This window comes from Rhizobium sp. 11_C7_N12_5 (assembly GCF_051811145.1).
Classification (GTDB): domain Bacteria; phylum Pseudomonadota; class Alphaproteobacteria; order Rhizobiales; family Rhizobiaceae; genus Rhizobium; species Rhizobium lusitanum.
Genome location: NZ_JBPWPY010000002.1, coordinates 50,241 through 73,838 on the forward strand (window position 1 = coordinate 50,241; position 23,598 = coordinate 73,838).

Sequence of the window (23,598 nt, forward strand, 5' to 3'; positions counted from 1 at the left end):
TTAGTTGAAATAAAAACTCATTCGTCATTACAATGGAGCCGGTAATTTTCATCAGAATTGCCCATACAATTCTATGGAATCATAGACGCCATTCTCGTATGATTTTATTCTCCAAATAATATTCGTTGGCACTCCTATCAATCGAGTGCCAAGAATGTTATTTTATGGTTGCAGCCGCCCTATGCGCCGGCCGCAGAAAGATCTTTATGCTATTTCGCCCGCTGCACGACCGCGTCGTCATCCGACGCGCCGAAGGTGATATCAAATCCAAGGGCGGGATCATCATTCCCGATACCGCCAAGGAAAAGCCGCAGGAAGGTGAAGTGATCGCCGTCGGTCCCGGTTCCCGCGACGAAAATGGAAGGCTGATCCCGCTCGACGTCAAGACTGGCGATACGATCCTGTTCGGCAAATGGTCGGGAACCGAGGTCAAGATCAATGGTGAAGACCTTCTGATCATGAAGGAGGCCGACATTATGGGCATCATCGAGAACGCCGTCGACAAGGCTGCCTGATCCACCGAATTTAGCTCCTTTATCTCAAGACTGAACAGGGCAAAGACAATGTCTGCCAAGCAAATCATTTTTTCTACCGACGTCCGCGACCGATTGCTTCGTGGCGTGGAATTGCTGAACAATGCCGTCAAGGTGACGCTCGGTCCCAAGGGCCGCAACGTCGTCATCGACAGACCCTATGGCGCTCCGCGCATCACCAAGGATGGCGTATCGGTCGCCAAGGAAATCGAGCTTGAAGACAAGTTCGAGAACATGGGCGCGCAGCTGGTGCGCGAGGTGGCTTCAAAAACCAACGACCTTGCCGGCGACGGTACCACGACGGCGACCGTGCTCGCCGCGTCCATCTTTCGCGAGGGTGCCAAGCTGGTTGCCGCCGGGATGAACCCCATGGACCTCAAGCGCGGCATCGATCTCGGTGTCACCGCCGTGCTTGCGGAAATCAAGGCGCGCGCCACCAAGGTCAAGTCCTCAAGCGAGATCGCGCAGGTCGGCACGATCGCCGCCAATGGCGATGCCAGCGTTGGCGAGATGATCGCCAAGGCCATGGAAAAGGTCGGCAACGAAGGTGTCATCACCGTCGAGGAGGCCAAGACGGCTGAGAACGAACTCGATGTCGTCGAGGGCATGCAGTTCGACCGCGGCTATCTCTCGCCCTATTTCGTCACCAATGCCGAAAAGATGCGCGTGGAACTGGAGAACCCCTATATTCTCATTCACGAAAAGAAGCTCGGCAATCTGCAGGCGATGCTTCCGATCCTCGAGGGTGTGGTGCAGAGCGGCACACCGTTGCTGATCATCTCGGAAGATGTTGAAGGCGAAGCGCTGGCGACATTGGTCGTCAACAAGTTGCGGGGCGGCCTCAAGGTCGCTGCCGTCAAGGCGCCGGGTTTCGGCGACCGCCGCAAGGCCATGCTGGAAGACATCGCCGTCCTGACGGCCGGACAGATGATCTCCGAGGATCTCGGCATCAAACTGGAGAACGTCACACTCGATATGCTCGGCCGTGCCAGGCGCGTGCTGATCGAGAAGGATACCACGACGATCATCGATGGCTCTGGCGATAAAGCCGCCATCGAGGCACGTATCAAGCAGATCAAGGCGCAGATCGCGGAGACGACCTCAGACTACGACAAGGAAAAGCTGCAGGAGCGGCTGGCAAAGCTCACCGGCGGCGTTGCGGTGATCCGCGTCGGTGGCTCGACCGAGATCGAAGTCAAGGAAAAGAAGGACCGCATCGACGATGCCCTGAATGCCACCCGTGCGGCGGTCGAGGAAGGCATCGTGGCCGGCGGCGGCGTCGCGCTCTTGCGTGCGAAAGCGGTCCTCATTGGGCTCACCGGCGAAAACGCCGACGTGACGGCGGGCATCGCGATCGTGCGCAGAGCACTGGAAGCGCCGATCCGGCAGATCGCCGACAATGCCGGTGTCGAAGGTTCGATCGTCATCGGAAAACTTGACGACAGCGAGGATCCTAATGAGGGCTTCGACGCGCAGACGGAAACCTATGTCGATATGATCGAAGCCGGCATCATCGATCCGGCCAAGGTCGTGCGGACCGCGTTGCAGGACGCCGGCTCGATTGCGGCGCTTCTGATCACCGCCGAAGCCATGATCGCCGATATTCCCGCCAAAGAACTTGCCCAAAACACCGGAAATGGCGCCATGGGCAATATGGGATATTGAGAGCAGTGCCTGAAGCGCTCGGCCAGTTTGGCCGGGCGGTATTTTCGCCATTTTGAGTGGTAATATCACTCCGTTGAGCGAACAGGCATTATGTGGTTGCTCGCAATGCGGGCCTCCAAATACTCTGGGGTAGTCGTTCGAGGACATCACATTCGAGCGGCTGCCGTTCCACTAGCTGATATCAACCTCAAGAAGGATCGCATCGATGGCCAAGGGACAAGTGAGAGGCAACCGCGAGGTTCGCAAACCGAAACAGGAAAAGCCTGCCGCAAAGGTAGAGAGTACGTTCGCAAGTCAGATCAAGGTCGCGACAAAGAACAATCCGCCGAGCGGTAAAGGCAAGAGCTGAGCTCGATCGGGAATTATTGTCAGGTGCCGGCAGCCAGGCACCACGTGAATGGCCATGCGAGGACGTGGTCGAGAAACTCAGGAGACACGACAACGATGAATGTTCTTCAGGCGATCTATCGCTTCGATTATTTGCTGCTCCCAATCGGTTCAGCTGCTGTGATAGCTCTTGCCTTGTTGGCATTCATTGCGGCTCAGGGAGTTGTCTTTTGAGTGAGGCCATCGACCACGACCCATCTGCGCCTCTTTTCGACGAAAAGGCATGGCTCAAAATCCTCGCCCGGTATCGCCAGCCACGTGCCAGACGCAGCCTTATCGAACTCGCGGTGACGGCCATCCCATTTGCGCTGTTGTGGGCCGGGACATGGGCAGCCGTTTACTTTGGCTTCTGGTTGGGCCTTATCCTCATCATTCCCGCGTCTGCGTTTCTTCTGCGTCTGTTCATGATCCAGCATGATTGTGGCCACGGTTCTTTCTTTGCGCGCCGGCGCATCGATGACTGGACCGGCCGCGCTATCGGCGTCCTGACGTTTACACCCTATGACTATTGGCGCAGGGCGCATGCGGAGCATCATGCCTCGGCGGGGAACCTCGACGAACGCGGCGTCGGCGACATAACCACGCTGACCGTTGAGGAATACAGTAGCCGGTCATGGCGCGGGCGGCTTGCCTACCGACTTTACAGGCACCCGGCGATCATGTTCGGCATAGGCCCGGCATGGCTGTTCCTGTTCAAGCAACGGTTGCCTTTCGGCATGATGCGATCCGGCCTTTTGCCCTGGGTATCCACCATGGCGACAAACCTGGCCATTGCAATCGCCTCCGCTTTGCTCATCTGGGCAATCGGCATCCTGCCCTTCCTCTTGGTGCATCTGCCGATCGTCCTGCTGGCGGGAGCCGCCGGCATATGGCTCTTCTATGTGCAGCATCAGTTCGAAGAAACCCATTGGTCGAAAGAGCCTGAATGGCGGTTTCAACACGCGGCGCTTCATGGCGCGTCGTACTATGATCTGCCGCTGATCCTGCGCTGGATCACCGGCAACATCGGCATTCATCACATTCATCATCTGTCGAGCAGGATACCCTACTACAGGCTTCCCGAAGTGCTCAAAGACCATCCGGAACTGGGTGATATAGGCCGGATCACCATGATGGAGAGCCTGCGCTGCGTAAAACTGGTTCTCTGGGATGAACAGAACCAGCGCCTCATTTCGTTTCGCGATGCGACAAAGCTGCGACGCTCCAGATAGGCGCGGGGCAGGTCCACACGAAGCTTGACGCAGTCTCAAACTGGCCAGCGTTACGCCTTGATTTCAGCTTCAGTCATTCGGCAATCGATCCACACCAGCCCGGCAGGTAATCCGCCTCCCTGCCTTTGGCGAGCGCGAGCGACCTTTCCAGTGCGGCGTCGAAATCTCGGTCGACGTCCTTCCGCTTCAGGCGGCGGCGCAGGAAATCCGCCCAGAGAAATTCGCTGAAAGGGGTCGTGTCCTTGGCGTAGCCGCCATGCCGGCGCAGTTCGCCCGCCAGCGAACGATAAGGGTCATCGACCAGATCCTTGATGCTTTTCGGGATGGCTTCGTAGCCGCGTCGTTTGCCGTCTTCGTCGAACGGATGCATCCAGTCATGGCAATCCATCACGAACCAGAAGGAATCCTGATCAAGCCGTGAGAGATCGGCCACCGTCGTGACCAGAATGTCCCTCACGCCCTCCTCATGAAGCGCAAGCGACAGGTGATGATGGTCAATGACATAATATCGCCCGCGTGGCCCACGGATTGCCGGCACCATGTGGTTTCCCAGGAACTCTCCGGCCTTTTCATCTTCAGCCTCTGCTTTCGCGCGCCAAGCCTTTCGCTTGGCTTTCACCTCGCGCATGCCGACGGTGATCTGGGTAGGCCGCAGCTCCTCGATCGGAACTGGATGCAGGATCGGTTCACGCAGCATAACCATTTGGAAGTTCTCCGCGAAGGTGGCATCAGCGGAGCGTAGCATGAGCTGCGAGTTGGACAAATTGGTCCTGATAATAGCGATCAGAAGCTTGGGGGCGTGCACGCGCTGATGACGTCGCAGGGAACCGGGCCGACGCAGCGGAAGCGATGCGGCCGGCGGCTTTCGAAATAATAGGCGTCGCCCGGTCCAAGAACGCGCCGCTCGTCATCGACGGTCACCTCCAGGCGGCCTGATAGCACGATGCCGCCTTCTTCTCCGTCATGGATCAGCGGCACTTTGCCGGTGTCAGCTCCCGGCTGGTAGCATTCTTTCAGGATTTGGAGACTACGTCCGAACAGGTTTTCGCCGATCTGGCGATAGGAGATCGGGCCTTTGCCGATCTCGACCAGTTCCTCGGCGGCATAGAAAGCCTGCTTCGGCCTATCCGGCTCGAAGGCAAAGAACTCGGCAAGGCCGATCGGGATGCCATCCAGGATGCGCTTGAGGGCGCCGACCGAAGGGTTGGCCGAGTTGGACTCGATAAGCGAAATGGTCGAATTGGTCACGCCGGCGCGCTTGGCGAGCTCGCGCTGGGAAAGATTGCGTGCGAGACGCAGATGGCGAAGGCGGTTGCCGATGTCGACGGACATAGTTTCACCTTTTCAGATGTTCGAAATATCGCAAACTTTACTATCCGCTCCAATAAAATCAATGCGTTGTAGTCATAAAGAAAAGGGCTTGTTCGAAACAGGGAAATCGCTGATGTCAATGTCAGCGCAATGGAGGCGACGATGGATAAGATCACTCACCCCAATACTCCGGTTCTTGACAATTTCTGGATGCCGTTCACGGCGAACCGCCAGTTCAAGGCGGCACCTCGGCTGTTGGCCGCGGCAGACGGCATGTATTACACCGATGTCGACGGCAACAAGGTGCTTGACGGCACCGCCGGCCTCTGGTGCGTGAATGCGGGTCACGGCCGCAAGAAGATTGCCCATGCGGTGGAACGCCAGCTTGCCACCATGGACTTCGCACCGACCTTCCAGATGGGGCACCCGATCGCCTTCGACTTTGCCGCCAAACTGGCCCAGCATGCGCCGGGCGGCCCGGCCGCGAAACTTGACCGCATCTTCTTTACCGGTTCCGGTTCAGAATCCGTCGATACCGCGCTCAAGATCGCCATCGCCTATCAACGCGCCATCGGTCAGGGGACGCGTACGCGCATTATCGGTCGCGAAAAAGGCTATCACGGCGTCGGCTTCGGCGGCATCTCGGTCGGCGGCCTGGTCAACAACCGCCGCGTCTTTCCTCAGATCCCCGCCGATCACATGCGCCACACGCTCGATACCGAGCGCAACGCCTTCAGCAAGGGTCTGCCGGCCCATGGCATCGAACTGGCCGAGGATCTGGAGCGGCTGGTCGCGCTGCATGGCGCTGAGACTATCGCCGCCGTCATCGTCGAGCCGATGTCCGGCTCGGCGGGTGTCATTCTGCCGCCGAAGGGCTATCTGGAGCGACTCCGGGCGATCGCCGACAAGCATGGCATCCTGCTGATCTTCGACGAGGTGATCACCGGCTTCGGTCGCCTGGGCACGCCCTTTGCGACCGACTATTTCGGCGTCGTTCCCGATCTCATCACGACAGCCAAGGGCATCACCAACGGCACGATACCGATGGGCGCGGTCTTTGCGAGCCGCAAGGTCCATGATGGTCTGATGATCGGTCCGGACGATCAGATCGAACTCTTCCACGGCTACACCTATTCGGGGCATCCAGTCGCCTGCGCGGCCGGTCTCGCAACCATGGAAATCTATGAGGAAGAGGGGCTGCTCACCCGCGCCAGCGAATTGGCGGACGACTGGCAGAATGCGCTGCATTCGCTGAAGGGCCTGCCGCATGTCGTGGATATCCGCAATCTCGGCCTCGTCGGCGCAGTGGAACTCGCATCGCGTGAAGGTGCGCCGGGCGCCCGTGCCTATGATGTCTTTGTCGACTGCTTCCAGAAGGGGCTTTTGATTCGAGTGACCGGCGACATCATCGCATTGTCTCCGCCGCTGATCATCGAACGCGGTGAGATCGGCACCATTGTCTCGATGCTCGGCGACGCGCTGAAGCGAGCCGCCTGACGTTCAATGGGCGGACCGCGGCCGGCCGCTTGATGTGGCCGGCTGCCTATTTGTGGCAGCGCAATCCGTCCATCAACAATCCGATCAGCCGGTGGGAGCGATCGCGCCAATCGGCTGCATCGGGGATGGAATAGATGCTGGAGAGTGCGTGCAGCACATCCATGGTTTCCATGTCCTTCCGGATCAGGCCCTGTTCGGCTGCCTTCTCCAGAAGGCTGCCCAAAGCGCCGCGCAGCAGGCCGGAGCTGTCCGCGAACAATGACGAATTCGACGTCATCAGGATGCGCAGGCTGTTCGACATCCCCCGCTTCGTGGCGATATAGTTCACGAACCGCCGCATCCATTCTTCCAGTGCCGCGTCCGGCGCATATTTTTGGGAAAGCTCGATGGCCGCAGCAGCAAGGCCTTCGAGTTCGCGTCGATAGACGACCTCAACCAGATGTTCCCGCGTCGGGAAATGCCGATAAAGCGTGCCGATGCCGACGCCGGCCTGCCGGGCTATATATTCCAGCGAGGCTTCCGCTCCTTTTTGCGCGAAGGCGTCGGCGGCGACTTCTATCAACCTGTCGCGGTTGCGGCGAGCATCCGCACGCAGCTTGGTCGGCGCCAACGATATTGTCCTCTGCTCGGCCAAGGCCAGGTGAAGCTCCCATCGCATCAGGGCTTGACGAAAACAAACAAGCCGCTAGTTTAATCGGAGGCGCCTCCGTTTATCTGGAGCGCCTTCCACTTCTTAATCTAGATGAGTGCCAGATGTCATGCCGAAATGCATCGGCGTCGTTTTCCATGAAAATGATGGAGTAGCTGGCCGACCGGACTCGTCTAGATTTCGAACGTCTCATTCTCGTGACGATGGCAGGAGCTTATCATGACACGATCCATTCATATTGCGCTCGATATTAACGGGCAGCGACACGAGCTCGACGTCGAGCCGCGCGTCACACTGCTCGACGCGCTGCGTGAGCATCTGACGCTGACGGGCACCAAGAAGGGCTGCGACCAGGGCCAGTGCGGGGCCTGCACCTGCCATGTCGATGGCAGGCGTGTTCTCTCCTGTCTGACGCTCGCCGCACAGGTGGAGGGGCGCCAGATCACCACGATCGAGGGTCTGGCCGGTGAAGCCGGCGATCTGCACCCGATGCAGGCGGCATTCATCGAGCATGATGCCTTCCAGTGCGGCTACTGCACGCCGGGCCAGATCATGTCGGCAGTTGCCTGCATCCGCGAGGGTCATGCGGGTTCCGACGCCGAAATCCGCGAATACATGTCCGGCAATCTCTGTCGGTGCGGGGCCTACAACAGCATCGTCGCGGCGGTGCGCCAAGCAGCGGCGGAGGCAGCGTAATGCGGGATTTCTCCTATATTCGCGCCGCATCCGCCAGCCAGGCCGGCAGTGCCGCGCAGCAGTCGGGTGCCATGTTTCTGGCCGGCGGGACGACGTTGCTCGATCTTGCAAAATGCGGTGTGAGCGAGCCTGAAACGGTCATCGATATCACCCATCTTTCCGGCATGAGCGGCATCACCGTCGATACGGCCGGTGCCAGGATCGGCGCGCTCGCCAGAATGAGCGAAGTGGCCGACCACGGGGATATTCAGGCAGCATTCCCGGCGGTTTCGCAATCGCTTTCGCTTGCCGCCTCCGCCCAGCTCCGCAACATGGCGACGATCGGCGGCAACCTTTTGCAGCGGACCCGCTGTTCCTATTTCCGTGATCCCGGCGCCTTTCCGGCCTGCAACAAACGCAATCCCGGTTCCGGGTGCGCGGCGATCGGCGGCATCACGCGCAATCATGCCGTGCTCGGCACGAGCGAGGCCTGCATCGCTTCCTATCCCGGCGATCTTGCGGTCGCTCTGGTTGCCTTCGATGCGGTTGTCGAGCTCGATGGCCGCAAGGTGGCCGTCGACGATTTCTTCCTTGCGCCCGGCAATACGCCGGATAGGGAGACCGTATTGCAACGCGGCGAAATGATCACCGCCATCAGCATTCCGGCCTCCGCTGCCGCCGTGAATTCGACCTACATCAAGGTCCGCGATCGCCAGTCTTATGAATTCGCCGCCGCGAGCGCTGCCGTCGGCCTCGAACTGGAGGCGGATGGCAAGACCGTCCGCGATATCCGCGTAGCACTCGGCGGCGTCGCTACCAAGCCGTGGCGCGCGCGCTCCGTGGAACAGGCGCTCATCGGCAAGGCTCTCGACGCTGATATCGTCGAAAAGGCAAGCCGGCTCGCCATGGAGGGCGCCGTCTCGCATGGCGGCAACCACTACAAGATCGAACTCGCGCCGCGCGTCGTTACCCGCGCCATTTTGAAAATGGGAGGTCTTGCATGACCATGATGGAACCTCGCAAACACGGCGATGCCTCAGATGGCACCGTCGGCGGCCGTCAGTCACGTTTCGAAGGCAGCATGAAGGTCACGGGTACTGCGACCTACGCGCTGGAATACCCGTTCGAGAACCTGGCCTATGCCGTTCTCATCCAGAGCACGATCCCGGCCGGTCGTGTCCTGAAGGTCGACATTTCGGATGCGCTTGCGATGCCGGGCGTGCTCCTGGTGCTGACGCCGGAGGATGATCTGGGTCTCAAGCTCGGGGCAGACTGGGGCGGTAACAAGCCCGCGGAAGGACCATACTATCCGCTGCCGCGTGAGGTGCAGTTCAATGGCCAGTCGATTGCCGCCGTCGTGGCCGAGAGCCGTGAACAGGCAACGGAAGCAGCCGGGCTTGTGCGGGTCACCTACGAGGAAAGCAAATACGTCGCCAACCTCAACGACCCGAATGCCGGCGAGGGCAAGCTCATGGACGCGCTCTCCTCCGCCTGGGGCGATGCCAAGGCGGCGCTTGCCGCATCGCCGGTCCGGATCGAGGCCGAATATTCCACGCCGCGCGAATATCACGTCGCGATGGAGCCGCACGGCCTGACGGCGAAATGGGATGGCGAGCAGCTGACCATCTGGGAGCCGAGCCAATGGTCGCACGGCATGGCGCGCATGTATTCCGAATGGTTCGACATGCCCTATGAAAATGTGCGGATCATCTCGCCCTTCATCGGCGGCGGCTTCGGATCGAAGGGGCAGCCGCTTGCCTATGGCGCTGTCGCGGTCGCGGCTGCAAGAAAGCTCGGCCGGCCGGTGAAGCTCGCGGTCACGCGTCCGCAGAATTTCACCAGCTATGGCGGCCGTGCTGGGACGAAACAGCAGATCGCACTTGGCGCCACCGAAGATGGTATCCTGCAGGCGATCGTTCATCGCGGCGCCAGCGAGACGTCCGTCTACGCGGACTGGCCGGAGCAGACGGGGGCGGCAACCTCGATCCTCTACAAGGTCGAGAATTTCTCCTCGCAGCATCGCATCGTGCCGGTCAACAGCGTGACGCCAGGCGCCCTGCGCGGGCCGGGCAAGAATCCGAGTGCCTACGGCATCGAATGCGCGATCGAGGAGCTTGCCTACAAGCTCGGTATGGACCCGCTTGAACTCCGGCTGAAGAACTATGCCGACCACGACTACCAGTCCGGCAAGCCGTGGTCGACTCGGCAGCTGCGCGAGGCATTGACCAAAGGAGCTGAGGCCTTCGGCTGGTCGCGGCGCAGCCATGCGCCACGGTCCATGCGCGACGGCAAGACCCTGATCGGCTGGGGTATCGGCTGCGGAACCTTCCCCGTCATTCGGGCACCGAGCGAGGCGATGATCCGCATTCTTTCCAGCGGCAAGGTCGAGGTCATCAGCGGCGCCATCGATATGGGGCAGGGGACCTATACGATCCTTGCCCAGAGTGCGGCTGAAGTCTTCGGCATTCCGGTGGATCAGGTCGAAGTCCATCTCGGCGATTCACGGCTGCCGGGTTCGGCAATTGCCGGTGGCTCGATGCTGGCCGGCTCGATCATGGGGGCCGTCCATAAGGCCGCAGTTGCCGCGCGCGATGAGCTTATCGGCCTTGCGCTCAGCGATGCCAATTCGCCGTTCCGCGATACGGGGGCGAATACGCTGAACTTCGTCGAAGGTCGCATCGCCGCGCCGCGCGGCGAAGCCCCTTCACTCACGCTGGCGGAACTGATGTTCGCGCTCAAGCGCGAGGAGATCGAGGTTCGTCGCAATACCTTGCCTGAAGGCGCGAGCGCCCAGGAGCAGGTGCAGGCCTGGACGACCATGGCCAAGGTGCAGGGACCGACGATGGGCGATTATTCCATGCACAGCTGGTGCGCCCATTTTGCCGAGGTGCGGGTCGACGAGGATTTCGGCACGGTGCGGGTGTCCCGCATGGTATCGGCCTTCGATTGCGGCCGGCTCTACAATCCGCGGCTGGTCGAGAGCCAGTGGCGGGGCGGCATCATCATGGGCATCGGTCAGGCACTCCTCGAGGAAGGATTGGTCGACATGCGCAACGGGCGAACCGTCAACAACAATGTGGGCGATTACCTCGTGCCGACGAATTCGGACATACCGGATCTGCAGGTGATCTCGGTCGGTGTACCTGACCACAATGCCTCGGCGCTCGGCGGCAAGGGTGTGGGCGAAGTCGGCATTGTCGGCGTCGCGCCTGCCATCGCCAATGCGGTGTTCCATGCGACCGGCAAGCGGATCCGCGACCTGCCCATTACGCTGGAAAAACTTCTCTAGCGGCGGGTTGATATAGGGCGGCAAGGGCGGAGCCTGGGCTCCGCCCGCTATACGGTATGATCACCGGATACCCTCAATATCTGCTCCTCAATGCCGAAATGCTTTTTCAGCCCTGTCCATCCCATAGGCGTGACCTCGACGGCGCGGGACGACTTTGCGCGTCGTATCCACCCCTTGGTGCAAAGAAGATCGGTGAATCGAACGCCGAGCGGGCCGGCGAGATGGTATTGCCGCTCCGTCCAGTCGAGGCATTGCCGGGCGAGACCGCGTCGGCCCGGCTTGACCGCCGCGACCTCGAGGCCAACGCATGCAAACCATTCCGCGCCGGCTTGCGTTACCTCGAATTGTTTATCGGATGCCGCAACGAGAAAGCCTCGCTCTTGCAGCCCGCAGGCGACCGCCACGCCGACGCGGCCGGCCAGATGGTCGTAGCAGCAGCGCGCAAACTGGAGTTTTTGTGCGTCATGCGTGAGCGCTCTTCGGCGGACAGGTTCCCTCGGTCCTATGGAGGCGAGGTTTTCGAGAACAAGGGCCACATGAGAGCCGGCCAGGCGATAGTAACGGTGACGCCCTTCCGTTTCGACCGTTAGCATGCCGCCCGCCAGCAGTTTGCTCAGATGCGAGCTGGCCGTCTGCGCGGTCACGCCGGCGCAATAGGCGAGCTCACCAGCCGGCCGCGCGCGTCCGTCGAGCAATGCGGTGAGCATGACGGCGCGAGCGGAATCAGCAATCAGAAAGGCTGCGGCGGCAATATTCGGCTGTTGGTTCATCATCATGGCTCCTGAGGTCAGCTGCCATCTTAGCAGGAAAGATGTTCGCACGCTTCGACACGGGTCGAAGCATCGAGTTGGGTCGGCATCATAGGTTGCGGTGTTAGATCACGACTCTGAACACCACAGCATCTTCTCGAATTGAGGTCCGGCAATGACCAGAACTGTTATCGCTCACTTAACCGACGCTCACCTCGGCCAGAAACTGACGATGGGAGCCGAAATGGCCGGCACCAAAATGCGCTATCTCGACGAGCCTCGAGAGCATGAGGACCATCTTCGGCTAGTTCTCGACGATATCGCCGGCAAGGGCATCTCTGATGTCGTATTTGGTGGCGATATCGGGACGCAGGAATCGGTTGGGGGTTTTTTCGAGATTCTGGGCGGCTATGATTTCAAAGTGTCCATCATCCTCGGCAACCACGATACCTATCCCAACGTCGTGCAACATTGTCGCATGGACGATGGTGCCGTCGAAGGAAAGATGTGCTTTTCACACAATAACGGACATCTGAAACGCATCTTTCTTGATTCGTCCGATAACGTGCTGGGCGACGATCAGCGCGCCTGGCTTGCCCGTGAACTCGATGGCGTAAGCAAGGCAGCGCTCTTTGTGCATCATCCGGTCCTTGCGATCGATACGCCCCTGGAGCAGGCTGGCGTCGCCTTGCGTGACCGGGATGAGGTTAAGACGCTGCTTCTTTCCCGCACCGATTGCGAGCTATCGGTATTTTGCGGTCATTACCACATGATAGACGAGGTCCGCCAAGCGAATATCAGCCAGTTCGCCACGCCGGCTGTTTCCTACCAAATCATTAGGCATTCCGACCCGCTTCGGGTGGATACCGACGCGTTCGGCTATCGGATCGTGGAAATCGATGACGCCCGGATCAGAACGGAAGTCGTGATGCTCACGAGCGCATAGGCACCAAAACGGTGCCGTCTCAGACTGGGTCTTCGCGATGCAGGTCGTGGATCGCAACGGCGTCGTCGCCGAGGGGCGGCAGCAGCCATTCGGTATGGCGCAGTGTGCGCTTGGTGTCCTCGAGGCCCATGTCCCAATGTTCGCGCATCGAGGTGCCGGAGAATTCATAGTCCTTGGCGTGGCCCTCGTAGTTCTTGTGCTGATAGATCAGGTGGACGATGTTGACGACGCCGGCATCGGAATAGTCGATGATCAACTCTTCCTCTTCCGGGGTCAGCTGGTCCTTCGGGACGCGCTTCAGAGCGCCGAGCAGCTTCATCTTCAGCCCGTGGATACGCTTGAAATTGTCGGTGTTCTGCCGGGTGCGGCTTGAATACATGATGTCCTTGTGGCGCGACAGCACGTCCGGCATGCTGCGCGGCAACACGCCGCGGGCGCTGAACAGATCGACCTGGAATACCAGCGAGCTGCGATCCTCGTCCTGGTCGAGCAGATATTGCAGCGGAGTATTGGAGACGATGCCGCCGTCCCAATAATATTCACCTTCTATGCGGACGGCCGGCAAGGCGGGCGGCAGCGCGCCGCTCGCCATGATGTGTTCCGGTTCGATGCGCAGATTGTCGGTGTCGAAATAGACGAAGTTGCCCGTCCTGACATTGACCGCGCCGACGCTGAAGCGCTTCTTGCCGTCGTTCAGCACGTCGAAATCGATCAGCATCTCCAGCGTTTTCTTCAGGTCGGCGGAATCATAGAAGCTGGTAGCGCCCTCTGCGCCCGGCAGTTCGAGCCATGGATTGGGGAAGCGCGGCTTGAAGAAGCCGGGCTGCCCCATCGTCATGGTCATCCATGAGCTGGTGCGGTTGCGGATGTCGCGGAAGACGTCGCCTTCCGGCGTGTAGGCCCAGATCTTGCGGCCGGAAATGATCTGCCAGAACTGTTCGAGGCGCTGCAGGCGGTGGCGCGGCTCGTTGCCGGCGATGATGGCCGCGTTGACGGCGCCGATGGACACGCCGGAAAGCCATGTTGGCTCGCATCCCGCCTCCGCCAGAGCCTGATAGACGCCAGCCTGATAGGCACCGAGCGCGCCGCCGCCCTGAAATACCAGGGCGACACGATCATATTGCGCGGCAATTTCCGGGATTGTCGGCACTGCGGCTTTGGCGTTTCGTTCGAGCACGGTGCATCTCCAGCAAAGGGAAAGATAAGGCTCTGTTACCTGCGCTCGGCGAGATAGTCGTGAACGACTTCGCCGAGCCCGAGCGTCAGATCCGCGGTGAAATGGACGGCCGAGACCACTTCCAGAACCGGCAGCCGTGCCACGTCCGCCATCACATGCGGCCTGAGATCGAGGGCGGCGGGCGAAGTCCAGGCTTCCTTGATGGTGATATCGGTCAGGTAGTAGCGCACGAGCTCGCAGATGCGCGGCGTGGCGTCGACATGCGGCACGATCTTGATCAGGAAATTGGGCTCGGACAGAGCGGCAAGCAACGGTGCCTGCTCTACCGGCTTGTGCTTGTAGCCCATCGTTCCCGTCGCGCACAGCACGCTGCCGTAATGCAGCGTGCCGACGATGACCTCGCCTTCGTTGACGATCTTTGGATTGGCGAGTTTCTTCGGGAAGCCCCAGATCTCGCGGCCGCCGGTGATCGGCGCATCGTCGTCCAGATACATGGAATGGACGTAGCCGCCAGCCTGGCCCCGATATCTGACCGGGATGACCTGCCCGGTCTCCGTATAGTCGCCGAAGCCGGTGGAGTCGGGCATGCGGATGAATTCGTATTTCACCAGCGGCTCGTCGATTTCGAGCGGCTCCGGCACCACGGCCTGCAGTGCCTCGCGAGTGGTGCGATAGGTTATGATGATGTATTCGCGATTGAAAAACCGATAGGGTCCGGGAGGATAGGAAGGATTGGTCAGCGGCATCGCATAGGCATGCTTCAGAATGTCTTCGACCTTCATCGCATTTTTCCACAGTTGGAGAAAACCGCCGGGCGCAGCGGCGAAAACTTGCATGGTTGCATGACAGTGAAATGTCAGTTGCCGGATAGTTGCCGCCGACTGGCCGTCGGATCTGTTATCAAAGCGACATATGACACTGGCAGTGTGCGCTCATCTCGGCGTTTTCCATTTACTCAACCATGTCATAGAGATTGCGGGAGTTGCATTATGGGTTCGTTGACTTCGAAGAATGCGCTGGTCACTGGTTCGACGAGCGGCATCGGGCTTGCGATTGCGCGCGCCTTTGCCGCCGAAGGTGCGAACGTTACGATCAACGGTCTCGGCGATGCCGACGCGATCGAGAGGGAACGCGCAGCGATCGAAGCCGATTTCGGCGTGAAGTGCCGCTATTCCGGCGCCAACATGATGAACGGCGAGGAAGTGACCTCAATGGTGCGCGATGCCGAGGAAGCCTTTGGCAGCCTCGATGTTCTCGTCAACAATGCCGGCGTCCAGTTTGTCGCCCCGATCGAGGAATTCCCGGATGACAAATGGGAAGCGATCATCCGCATCAATCTTCTGGCCGCCTTCTATGCGATCAAGGCCGCCATTCCCGGCATGAAGGCCCGCAAGTGGGGCCGCATCATCAACACGTCCTCGGCGCATGCGCTGGTCGCCTCGCCTTTCAAGTCGGCCTATGTCTCGGCCAAGCACGGGATCACCGGCCTGACCAAGACGATCGCCTTGGAAGCTGCGCAGGATGGCGTCACCGTCAATGCGATCGCGCCGGGTTACGTCTGGACGCCGCTGGTCGAAAAGCAGATCCCAGAGACGATGAAGGCACGCAACATGACGGAAGAGCAGGTCAAGCACGACGTGCTGCTCGCCGCCCAACCGACGAAGGAATTCGTCACCGTGGATGAAATTGCCGCTGTCGCCGTATTTCTGTGCAGCGACGCCGCCAAGCAGATCACCGGCACGACGCTTTCCGTCGATGGCGGCTGGACTGCCGAGTAATACCGCGACTTGAGTGAGCGCGAGCGCGCTGGCTCCTTCCGGTCGAATATTTCAACATCAATAGGAAAACAGAGCAGGAAGCGCGCAATGACCGAAGAGACCCAGGATCGGCTCAACCGCATCAAGGACGAGATTGTCGATAGCTTCGACGAAGAACTGGAGATGCAGCTCGAGGAAGATCGCCTGGACGAGCTGGTTGCCGAGGGGATGGGTGACGAGACCGGCCCCTCGCTCGACCGCAGGATCTATTTCCGCGAGCTCTTTCGCCTCCAGCACGAACTCGTGCGCCTGCAGGACTGGGTGCAATACAAGAAGCTGAAGGTTGTCGTGCTGTTCGAGGGCCGCGATTCCGCCGGCAAGGGCGGCGCCATCAAGCGGGTCACGCAGCGCCTCAATCCGCGCGTCTGCCGCGTGGTCGCGCTGCCGGCGCCGTCGGAGCGCGAGCGTCATCAATGGTATTTCCAGCGCTACACGGCCCATCTGCCGACCGCCGGCGAAATGGTGCTGTTCGACCGCAGCTGGTATAACCGCGCCGGCGTCGAGCGCGTCATGGGTTTCTGCACATCGGAGGAGCTCGAAGAATTTTTCCGCTCTGTTCCCGATTTCGAGCGCATGCTGGTGCGCTCTGGCATCATCCTCATCAAATACTGGTTCTCGATCACCGACGAGGAGCAGGAATTCCGTTTCGGCATGCGCATTCAGGATCCGCTGAAACAATGGAAACTGTCGCCGATGGACCTCCAGAGCCGCGTGCACTGGGAGGAATATACCAAGGCCAAGGAAGAGATGCTGGAACGTACTCACATTCCGGAAGCGCCGTGGTGGGTCGTGCACGCCGTCGACAAGAAGAAGGCGCGCCTCAACTGCATCGCGCATCTCCTCACCCAGATCCCCTATGAAAATGTGCCGAAGCCGGAAATCATCCTGCCCGAGCGCATGCGCAATGCCGACTATCATCGCACGCCGGTGCCGCTGGAAATGTACGTGCCGGAGATCTATTGATACGATGAAGCGATGACGGTCCCGTTTCGGCGGGTCCGCCATCGAAGCCCGCTGTGTGGTAAGCGAGACCGATCTCTGTCGGTCGTCTTCCTCGAAGCATGCGCAATGACTGAAATCGTTTCCAGATTTGCCCCACAGGGGACAACTAAGAGACGAGGTTTAGCTTGACTTGCCAAGAGCCTGCCAAGTCCGCATCATCGCGCCCCATGAGTGGACAGAACCGATTTGCTCCTCCAACAAGCGGACAGCAAACCATCAAGCGCGGCGATCTGTTGCGGCAGCTTCAGCGCGCCGGACTGCGTCGGCTGACGACCATCGTGGCGCCTGCCGGTTACGGCAAGACCTCGCTTGCGGCGCAATGGTACGAGCTGCTGAAGGAGGAAGGTGTCAGTCTCTGCTGGGCCTCGCTTGATGCCGAGCATATGGATCAGGCCACCTTTCTTCTTGCCCTCATCGATGCGCTGGAGCCGCTTCTGGCCGAGGACGGCGGCGACGCCGGCAATCTGCCGGCAAGCGCGCTTCTTTCCGTTCTTGCGACGCGCCTGCGCAAGCTCGAGGGCCCCGTCATCGTCTTCCTCGACGATTATCATTTCGCTCAGACGGATGCGACCGAGGCGCTGATGGCGAAGATCCTCGCCGATCCCTCGCTCAGCCACGTCAAACTGGTGCTGGTGACCCGCAGCCCGCCGCGCTTTCCCCTTTCTGCGTTGCGGCTCAGCGGCGAATTCAAGCAGTTTGGTATTGCCGAACTCGGCTTTTCCGATTCCGAGGCGCGGGAATTCTTTGCCGGCAAGGGTATCCATCTGACCGAAGAGCAGGTCGGCTCCTTCAATCGCCGGACGGAGGGCTGGGCCGTGGCGCTGCAGATGGTGAGCCTGCTGGTTTCGGAAGCGGACGAAGGGTATTCCATTCTGGCCTCGTTCGACGGCGGGAGTGCCGACATGGGCTCCTATCTCTCGGAGCAGGTGTTTGAACATTTGCCTGAGGACATCCGTCTGTTTCTGATCGAGACCGCCGCCTTGCCTGCCTTCAATCGTGGTCTGCTCGAGGCGGTGTTGGAAGGGGGAGCGCGCGCGGGCCTCATCGAACGGCTGAACCAGCACGCCCTTCCCGTCACCCTGCTTGCCGGACCCGGCAACTGGATGCGTTATCATCCGGTCTTCAACGCGTTCCTGAAGGAAACCGCCAGCCGCAGGGGTGTTGACGCCAAGCGCACGCTGAACCGGGCGGCGCGCTGGTTCGAAGCTCAGGGTGATATCGAGCGGGCGGTCCAGCACGCGCTTCTCGCGGATGACGCCAATCTCGCGGCGCGCATCGTCGAAACTGCCGGCGGCTGGCGGCGCATCTACGCCACCACACGCGGCGGCGCGACGCTCTTCCAGGCGCTGAGCGGGCGCGCTGCCGAGATCGATCTTGGTCGCTTTCCGCTTGCGACCCTCGGGCTTGCGATTTTCTGCGCCAAGGCGGCGCAGCTCGACGCCGCCAACCATTATATCGCCATAGCGGAGCGTGCTGTTGCCGCTGACGAGACGCTGGCGAAGGATCTCCGTGTCGTGCGCATTCTCATGGCGCTCTACATGGATCGTTGGACAAGTGCGGCCGATCTTTCGGCACTCGAGGACGACTTGCAGCGGCCGGACGGCGTGGAGCTTATCCATCGGGCGCTCGCGCTGAACATGCTCTCATACAATTTCCTGATCCGCAGCGAGCTCGACCGCGCATTGCACTATGGTCAGCTTGCCATCCGCGCCTTTCGCGACGGCGGTGCCGATTTCGGCGCGATGCATCTCTACACCCATGTCGGTCAGGCCTCCTTTCTCTCGGGAGATTGCGCGAGCGCGATTTCGGCCTATGACCAGCTGATCCGCGAAGCGCAGACCAATATCGGCCCCGGTAGCGACCTCGATGCCGTCGGCCAGGTGCTGAAGGCCGAACTTCTTTCCATCCGCGGCGATACGGAAGCGGCAGCGGAAACGCTGGGCTGGGCGTTGCCGCATCTTGAACGTCACGACACCTGGTTTGATCTTCTTGCCGCCGGCTTCATGGCTGAACAGCGGATCCTGCGCATGCGCGGGGACCATCTTGCCGCCCATGCGGCCATGGATCGCGTTCGCGCGGTTGCACGCCGCCGTGGCTTCGATAGGCTCATCCGCTTGGTCGATGGCGAGCGGGCCCTGCTTTTGTTGGCGTCGGGCGATCTGGCTCAGGCGATCCGCCATGCCGAGGCCAACGGCTTCGGCGCGCAGGCTGGGGCCTCGGATCGTGCCAATGCATTGTCAATCCATCTGCGTGGCGTGACCCCATCGCTCTTCTGGACACGCGCGTACCTGGCGCTCGGCGAACCTTCGAAGGCACGCGACGTTTTCAATCGGCTGATCACGCGCCAGGCTCAGCGCCCGCATACCCTGCGCGCCATTGAGCTCGAGCTCATCGAGATCGGGCTTCTCACAGCCGAGGGCCGTGCCGATCTGGCCGCGACCCGCCTTTCCGATCTCGTGTTGACGATGCCGCTTGCTGATTACCGCACGCTCCTCCATCTCGAGCACGCGGTGCGGCTCGCCGATCTTCGTGTGCTCGCCGATCATCCGGCCGTCGCGGATATTACCCGCAAGCGGCTCGAATCCTTGCTTGTGATCGCCGATGAGGCGCAGCAGGCATCGGCCGGCGAGGATATGTCCGGCTTTACCAGCCGCGAGCGCAAGGTGATGGAACTGCTGAGCGCCGGACTTTCCAACAAGGAAATCGGCCGCGCCCTTAAGCTCTCCGACAACACGATCAAGTTCCATCTGCGCAATATCTTCGCCAAGCTCAATGTCTCGACCCGGACTGCGGCAGTGTCCGTGGCGCGTGACAAAGGTATCCTAAGCCGTTAACCCACCCGAATGGGTAGGATATGGATTGCGGCTCGCCCACCCATCAGGAAGGCTATCGAGGTGATCAATTCATCCCTAATCTATGTTTTAATAACATAGCGTTGAGGGGTGCTTCGTGACCACTGTCGATCCCGTGACCCAGGAGATCATCGAAGGCAAGCTGACTGCAACCGTCGATGAGATGGGCGTGGTGATGGCCAGAACCTCGATGAGCCCGGTGATCTACGAGGTGCTCGATTTCGCCTGCGGTCTCCTGACGCACACCGGGGAACTGGTCGCGCAGATGAACGGCATCACGTTGTTCACCGGTACTTTCGGCACGCAGGTCAAATCGCTGATCGCACTCTATGGCGAGGATCTCGAAGACGGGGACATCCTGCTCACGAACGATCCCTATTCCGGCGGCACGCATGCCTGCGATTTTGCCATCGTCAAGCCGATCTTCTTCGATGGTCGGATTTTGGCTTATGCCATCAATGTTGCCCATTATCTCGATGTCGGCGGCTCGGTTCCCGGCTCGCTTGCGCCCAATGCCGTCTCGGTCTTTCAGGAAGGGCTGAGATTGCCCGGCGTCAAGGTGGTGCGTAGCGACCGCTTCTCCGGCGAAATCCTCCGCATCATCCGTGAAAACGTCCGCCTGCCCGACATTGCCATCGGCGATCTGACGGCACAGGTGGCAACTGTTCGGGTCGCTGCGCGCCGCATGGATGAACTTGCCCGGAAATATGGCGTCGATGTCGTCGAGGCCGCGTTCGATCATCTCCTGACGGTGAGCGAAAAGCAGGCGCGCGCCGCCATTGGCGCCTTGCCTGACGGGACCTATGAAGCCGAGGACATCATCGATGGGGATGGCGTGACCACCGATCCCATCGCAGTCAGGGTTGCGGTGACGATTGCGGGCGACCAACTGACCGCTGACTTCACCGGTTGCCCGCCGGCCGTTGCCGGTCCGATCAATTGTGCGGCGGGCGCGCTGCAATCGGCTGTGCGTACCATATTCAAGGCATTGGTGGCGCCGCAGGCCCCCTCCAACGAAGGCTGGTTTCGGCCGCTCACCGTCGTTGCGCCACGGGGATCGGTCTTCACGGCGGAAAAGCCGTCGCCGACCGGCTGGTATTACGAAGGCTCGGTCCATGCCTCCGAACTTGTGTGGAAGGCCCTTGCCGGGCTCATGCCGGAACGGTTTTCGGCGGGGTCCTATACCAGCCTCTGCGTCGTCTATCTCGCCGGCAAGGATGCGGGGGGCCAACCCTTCATCCATATCGAGCCGCAGCATGGCGGCTGGGGCGCGAGCGAGGATGCGGATGGTGCAAATGCCTTGATCGCCCTCACCGACGGCGATACCTACAATTACTCGGTCGAGGTCATCGAGGCGCGTTTCCCGCTGCTCGTGCGCCGCTATGCCCTCAATGTCGAGGGTGGCTCAGGCGCGGGCCGCCGTCGCGGCGGCTTCGGAGTCATCCGCGACTATGAAGTGCTCGAAGACGGCGCATCCGCCTATTGCAGCTTCGGGCGGACACAAACTCCCCCCTGGGGAGTTGAAGGAGGCGCACCCGGCACTCCCAATCTCCTGCAGGTGGAGGATCGCGACGGGCTGATACGCAATTTTGGCCGCGAGCCGGATATCGCGCTCAAGCGTGGCGATCTCGTGCGCATCATCACCGGCGGCGGCGGCGGCTGGGGCGAGGCAGGCGCTCGTGAGGCCGAGAGCGTCCGGCGCGATGTCGAGAACGGCTACATCACGAAGGAGGAGGCGAAAAGCCGGTACGGATTTGAAGAGAGGGTGGCGGTATGATCAGATTGGCGACGGATGTGGGAGGTACCTTTACCGACCTCGTCGGCTACGACGAGCGCACCGGCGAGGTTTTCACCGCCAAGAGCCTGACAACCATTCCCGATCAGTCCGAAGGGGTGCTCTCGGCCATCGAGCTTGCTGAACAGAAGGACGGGCTTTCCACCCGCGACGTGATCTTCTTCGCCCATGGCGGGACGACGGTCATCAATGCGATCACTGAGCGCAAGGGCGTCAAGACGGCGCTTGTGACGACAGCCGGTTTTCGCGATGTGCTGGAAATCGGCCGTGGAAATCGGCCCGATCTCTATAATCTGCATTTCAAGAGCCCGGAGCCCTTCGTGCCGCGCAGCCTGCGCTTCGAAGTCCGTGAGCGCCTGGATGCCAAGGGCCGGGTATTGACCCCGATCGTGCTTGACGATCTCGAGCCCATCATCCGCGAATGCCGCGCCCGTAATGTGGAGGCGGTGGCGGTCGTCTTCCTGCATAGCTACGTCAATCCCGAACACGAGATTCTTTGTGCCAGGGCACTGGCCGAAGCCCTGCCGGATGCGACCGTCTGCGCGAGCCATGAGGTTTCCCGTCAGTGGCGTGAGTATGAGCGCTCCAATACGACTGTGCTGAACGCCTATGTGCAGCCGATCATCAAGCGCTACTTCGCGCGCCTCGAAAGCGCATTGACCGAGCGCGATCTCACCTGCCCCTATTACGCCATGCAATCCAACGGAGGCATCTCGACATTCGATCAGGCGCAGATGAGCCCGTTGACGCTCGTCGAATCCGGCCCGGCCGGCGGGGTGGCTGGAGCGGCGCGCATCGGCGCGGTGCTTGGCGAATCGGAAATACTTTCGCTCGATGTCGGCGGTACGACGGCAAAATGCTCATTGATCCATGACAGCCGCCCGACGCTCGATAGCGAATACAAGCTCGAGCATACCCGCATTGCACCCGGCTACCCCGTGCAGGTGCCGGTCGTCGATATCGTCGAAATCGGCGCAGGCGGTGGCTCCATCGCCCGTATCGACGAGCGCGGCGCGCTTTGCGTGGGGCCGGAAAGCGCAGGCTCGATGCCTGGGCCCGCCTGTTACGGTCGGGGCGGAGATAAGCCGACCCTCTCCGATGCCCTGCTCACGCTTGGCATTTTCGATCCGGCAAGCTTTGCGGATGGGCAGATGCAGCTCGACAAGGACAAGGCGGTCGCGGCAATCGCAACCGTGGCTGAGCCGCTTGGGTTATCCGTGGAGGATGCAGCGCTCGCCATCGTCGAGATCGCCCACGCTTCGATGATCAATGCGCTCAAACTCGTGACGGTCCAACGCGGACATGATCCGCGCGACGCTGCCTTTGTGATTTCCGGCGGCGCCGGACCCGCGCTTGCCTCCCGCCTCGGGCGCGATCTCGGGGTGAAAGTGACGGTGGTGCCGCCGCATCCCGGCATCTTCTCGGCCTGGGGAATGCTGGCGGCCGAACCGCGCGCCGATTTCCGCGGTACCTGGTTCTCGCCCCTTGAACCGGAGGCGATCAATGAGCTGAAGCGCCGTTTCGATGGATTGAAGCGTGAGGCGGTCACCTACTTCGCCAAGGGCGCTGCGGCCGACATACGGTACACCTGCCGCGTCGAAGCCCGCTATCGTGGCCAGGAGCACGGCGTCTTCGCCCTGTTCGAACCCGGCGATGACACTGAAAGTTTTGCCGAGCGGTATCATGCCGCTCATGAGCGCGCTTATGCCTTCCGCCTTCCGGCCTCGGCGATCGAGATCACCATGATCCATCTTGAGGCGGTGTTGCGCGGCCCGGTCATCGCCATTCCGAAATTGAAGCCTGACGGCCGCTCGCTGGACGCTGCCTTAAAGGGCCAGCGAGAGGTCTATTTCGGCGGAGCGATCGGATGGACGCCTTGCCCGGTCTACGAGCGCACAAAATTGCCGTATCTGAAGAAGATCTCAGGCCCGCTCCTCGTCGAGGAACCGACCTCGACGTCGCTGGTGGTCGCCGGGCAGGAGCTCGAGGTGAGCGAGGAGGGCCTGCTCCTCATTCGTGAACGCGATGGGGGAGGTATCTGAC

General features: G+C 60.8%; 19 protein-coding genes. 13 read left to right on the forward strand and 6 right to left on the reverse strand.

All coding sequences use genetic code 11. From position 1 onward, the window contains the following. The first annotated feature begins 206 nt into the window (after positions 1-206). From AB8B29_RS19425 to AB8B29_RS19435, 3 genes are all read left to right on the forward strand, one after another. Positions 207-515 (forward strand): co-chaperone GroES, encoded by a 309-nt coding sequence (locus tag AB8B29_RS19425; protein ID WP_047558842.1) that lies wholly within the window; start codon positions 207-209, stop codon positions 513-515. Between the two features lie 48 nt (positions 516-563). Continuing rightward, a complete protein-coding gene (gene groL / locus AB8B29_RS19430; RefSeq protein WP_113102379.1) occupies positions 564-2,198 on the forward strand; it encodes a chaperonin GroEL in 1,635 nt (544 codons plus the stop codon). A 557-nt stretch (positions 2,199-2,755) separates the two neighbouring features. Continuing rightward, positions 2,756-3,796: a fatty acid desaturase gene (locus AB8B29_RS19435; RefSeq protein WP_092573598.1), complete on the forward strand. Its 1,041-nt coding sequence runs from the start codon at positions 2,756-2,758 to the stop codon at positions 3,794-3,796. A gap of 73 nt (positions 3,797-3,869) precedes the next feature. On the opposite strand, the gene AB8B29_RS19440 is transcribed toward AB8B29_RS19435, so the two are convergent. Both AB8B29_RS19440 and AB8B29_RS19445 read right to left on the reverse strand, forming a co-directional pair. After that, positions 3,870-4,499 (reverse strand): ParB-like protein, encoded by a 630-nt coding sequence (locus AB8B29_RS19440; RefSeq protein ID WP_092573597.1) that lies wholly within the window; start codon positions 4,497-4,499, stop codon positions 3,870-3,872. 80 nt (positions 4,500-4,579) lie between these two features. Beyond that, on the reverse strand, positions 4,580-5,128 hold the full coding sequence (locus AB8B29_RS19445) for a cupin domain-containing protein (RefSeq protein ID WP_092573596.1): 549 nt from the start codon (positions 5,126-5,128) through the stop codon (positions 4,580-4,582). 141 nt (positions 5,129-5,269) lie between these two features. Between AB8B29_RS19445 and AB8B29_RS19450 the strand changes: the two genes are divergently transcribed. Then, positions 5,270-6,604: an aspartate aminotransferase family protein gene (locus AB8B29_RS19450; RefSeq protein ID WP_092573634.1), complete on the forward strand. Its 1,335-nt coding sequence runs from the start codon at positions 5,270-5,272 to the stop codon at positions 6,602-6,604. A 46-nt stretch (positions 6,605-6,650) separates the two neighbouring features. On the opposite strand, the gene AB8B29_RS19455 is transcribed toward AB8B29_RS19450, so the two are convergent. Next, positions 6,651-7,262 carry a TetR/AcrR family transcriptional regulator gene (locus tag AB8B29_RS19455; protein WP_080760598.1) on the reverse strand — a complete coding sequence of 204 codons (612 nt, stop codon included), beginning with the start codon at positions 7,260-7,262 and terminating at the stop codon, positions 6,651-6,653. A gap of 210 nt (positions 7,263-7,472) precedes the next feature. Here AB8B29_RS19455 and AB8B29_RS19460 point away from each other — a divergent pair, with 210 nt between their 5' ends. From AB8B29_RS19460 to AB8B29_RS19470, 3 genes are read left to right on the forward strand one after another with little or no spacing between them, the layout of a single operon-like run. After that, positions 7,473-7,949, forward strand: coding sequence for a (2Fe-2S)-binding protein (locus AB8B29_RS19460; RefSeq protein ID WP_037192997.1), 477 nt, complete (start codon positions 7,473-7,475; stop codon positions 7,947-7,949). After that, a complete protein-coding gene (locus AB8B29_RS19465) occupies positions 7,949-8,932 on the forward strand; it encodes an FAD binding domain-containing protein (RefSeq protein ID WP_092573595.1) in 984 nt (327 codons plus the stop codon). Before AB8B29_RS19460 ends, AB8B29_RS19465 begins: the two co-directional genes overlap by 1 nt. Then, complete coding sequence (locus AB8B29_RS19470) at positions 8,929-11,217, forward strand: xanthine dehydrogenase family protein molybdopterin-binding subunit (protein WP_092573594.1); 2,289 nt, start codon at positions 8,929-8,931, stop codon at positions 11,215-11,217. Before AB8B29_RS19465 ends, AB8B29_RS19470 begins: the two co-directional genes overlap by 4 nt. Positions 11,218-11,264: 47 nt before the next feature. Here the strand turns inward: AB8B29_RS19470 and AB8B29_RS19475 are convergent, their stop codons facing one another. Then, positions 11,265-11,987, reverse strand: coding sequence for an ArsR/SmtB family transcription factor (locus tag AB8B29_RS19475; protein ID WP_208865000.1), 723 nt, complete (start codon positions 11,985-11,987; stop codon positions 11,265-11,267). 154 nt (positions 11,988-12,141) lie between these two features. On the opposite strand from AB8B29_RS19475, the gene AB8B29_RS19480 reads away from it, so the two are divergent. Continuing rightward, positions 12,142-12,912, forward strand: coding sequence for a metallophosphoesterase family protein (locus AB8B29_RS19480; RefSeq protein ID WP_081938694.1), 771 nt, complete (start codon positions 12,142-12,144; stop codon positions 12,910-12,912). Between the two features lie 19 nt (positions 12,913-12,931). Here the strand turns inward: AB8B29_RS19480 and AB8B29_RS19485 are convergent, their stop codons facing one another. Further along, a complete protein-coding gene (locus AB8B29_RS19485; RefSeq protein WP_037192987.1) occupies positions 12,932-14,089 on the reverse strand; it encodes a patatin-like phospholipase family protein in 1,158 nt (385 codons plus the stop codon). 35 nt (positions 14,090-14,124) lie between these two features. Continuing rightward, entirely contained in the window at positions 14,125-14,871 is a 747-nt protein-coding gene (locus tag AB8B29_RS19490) for an acetoacetate decarboxylase (RefSeq protein WP_037192985.1), read from the reverse strand. 207 nt (positions 14,872-15,078) lie between these two features. On the opposite strand from AB8B29_RS19490, the gene AB8B29_RS19495 reads away from it, so the two are divergent. The 5 genes from AB8B29_RS19495 (at position 15,079) to AB8B29_RS19515 (ending at position 23,597) form a co-directional block, all read left to right on the forward strand. Then, on the forward strand, positions 15,079-15,867 hold the full coding sequence (locus tag AB8B29_RS19495; protein WP_037192983.1) for a 3-hydroxybutyrate dehydrogenase: 789 nt from the start codon (positions 15,079-15,081) through the stop codon (positions 15,865-15,867). A gap of 87 nt (positions 15,868-15,954) precedes the next feature. Further along, complete coding sequence (gene ppk2 / locus AB8B29_RS19500) at positions 15,955-16,869, forward strand: polyphosphate kinase 2 (RefSeq protein WP_037192980.1); 915 nt, start codon at positions 15,955-15,957, stop codon at positions 16,867-16,869. A gap of 272 nt (positions 16,870-17,141) precedes the next feature. Next, the gene (locus AB8B29_RS19505; protein WP_245297467.1) at positions 17,142-19,742 is read left to right on the forward strand and encodes a LuxR C-terminal-related transcriptional regulator; all 2,601 of its coding nucleotides are present in this window, start codon (positions 17,142-17,144) and stop codon (positions 19,740-19,742) included. Positions 19,743-19,857: 115 nt separating this feature from the next. Further along, positions 19,858-21,537: a hydantoinase B/oxoprolinase family protein gene (locus AB8B29_RS19510; RefSeq protein ID WP_037192975.1), complete on the forward strand. Its 1,680-nt coding sequence runs from the start codon at positions 19,858-19,860 to the stop codon at positions 21,535-21,537. Next, on the forward strand, positions 21,534-23,597 hold the full coding sequence (locus AB8B29_RS19515) for a hydantoinase/oxoprolinase family protein (protein ID WP_037192973.1): 2,064 nt from the start codon (positions 21,534-21,536) through the stop codon (positions 23,595-23,597). The genes AB8B29_RS19510 and AB8B29_RS19515 overlap by 4 nt, the downstream gene beginning before the upstream one ends. Position 23,598: the final 1 nt, after the last annotated feature.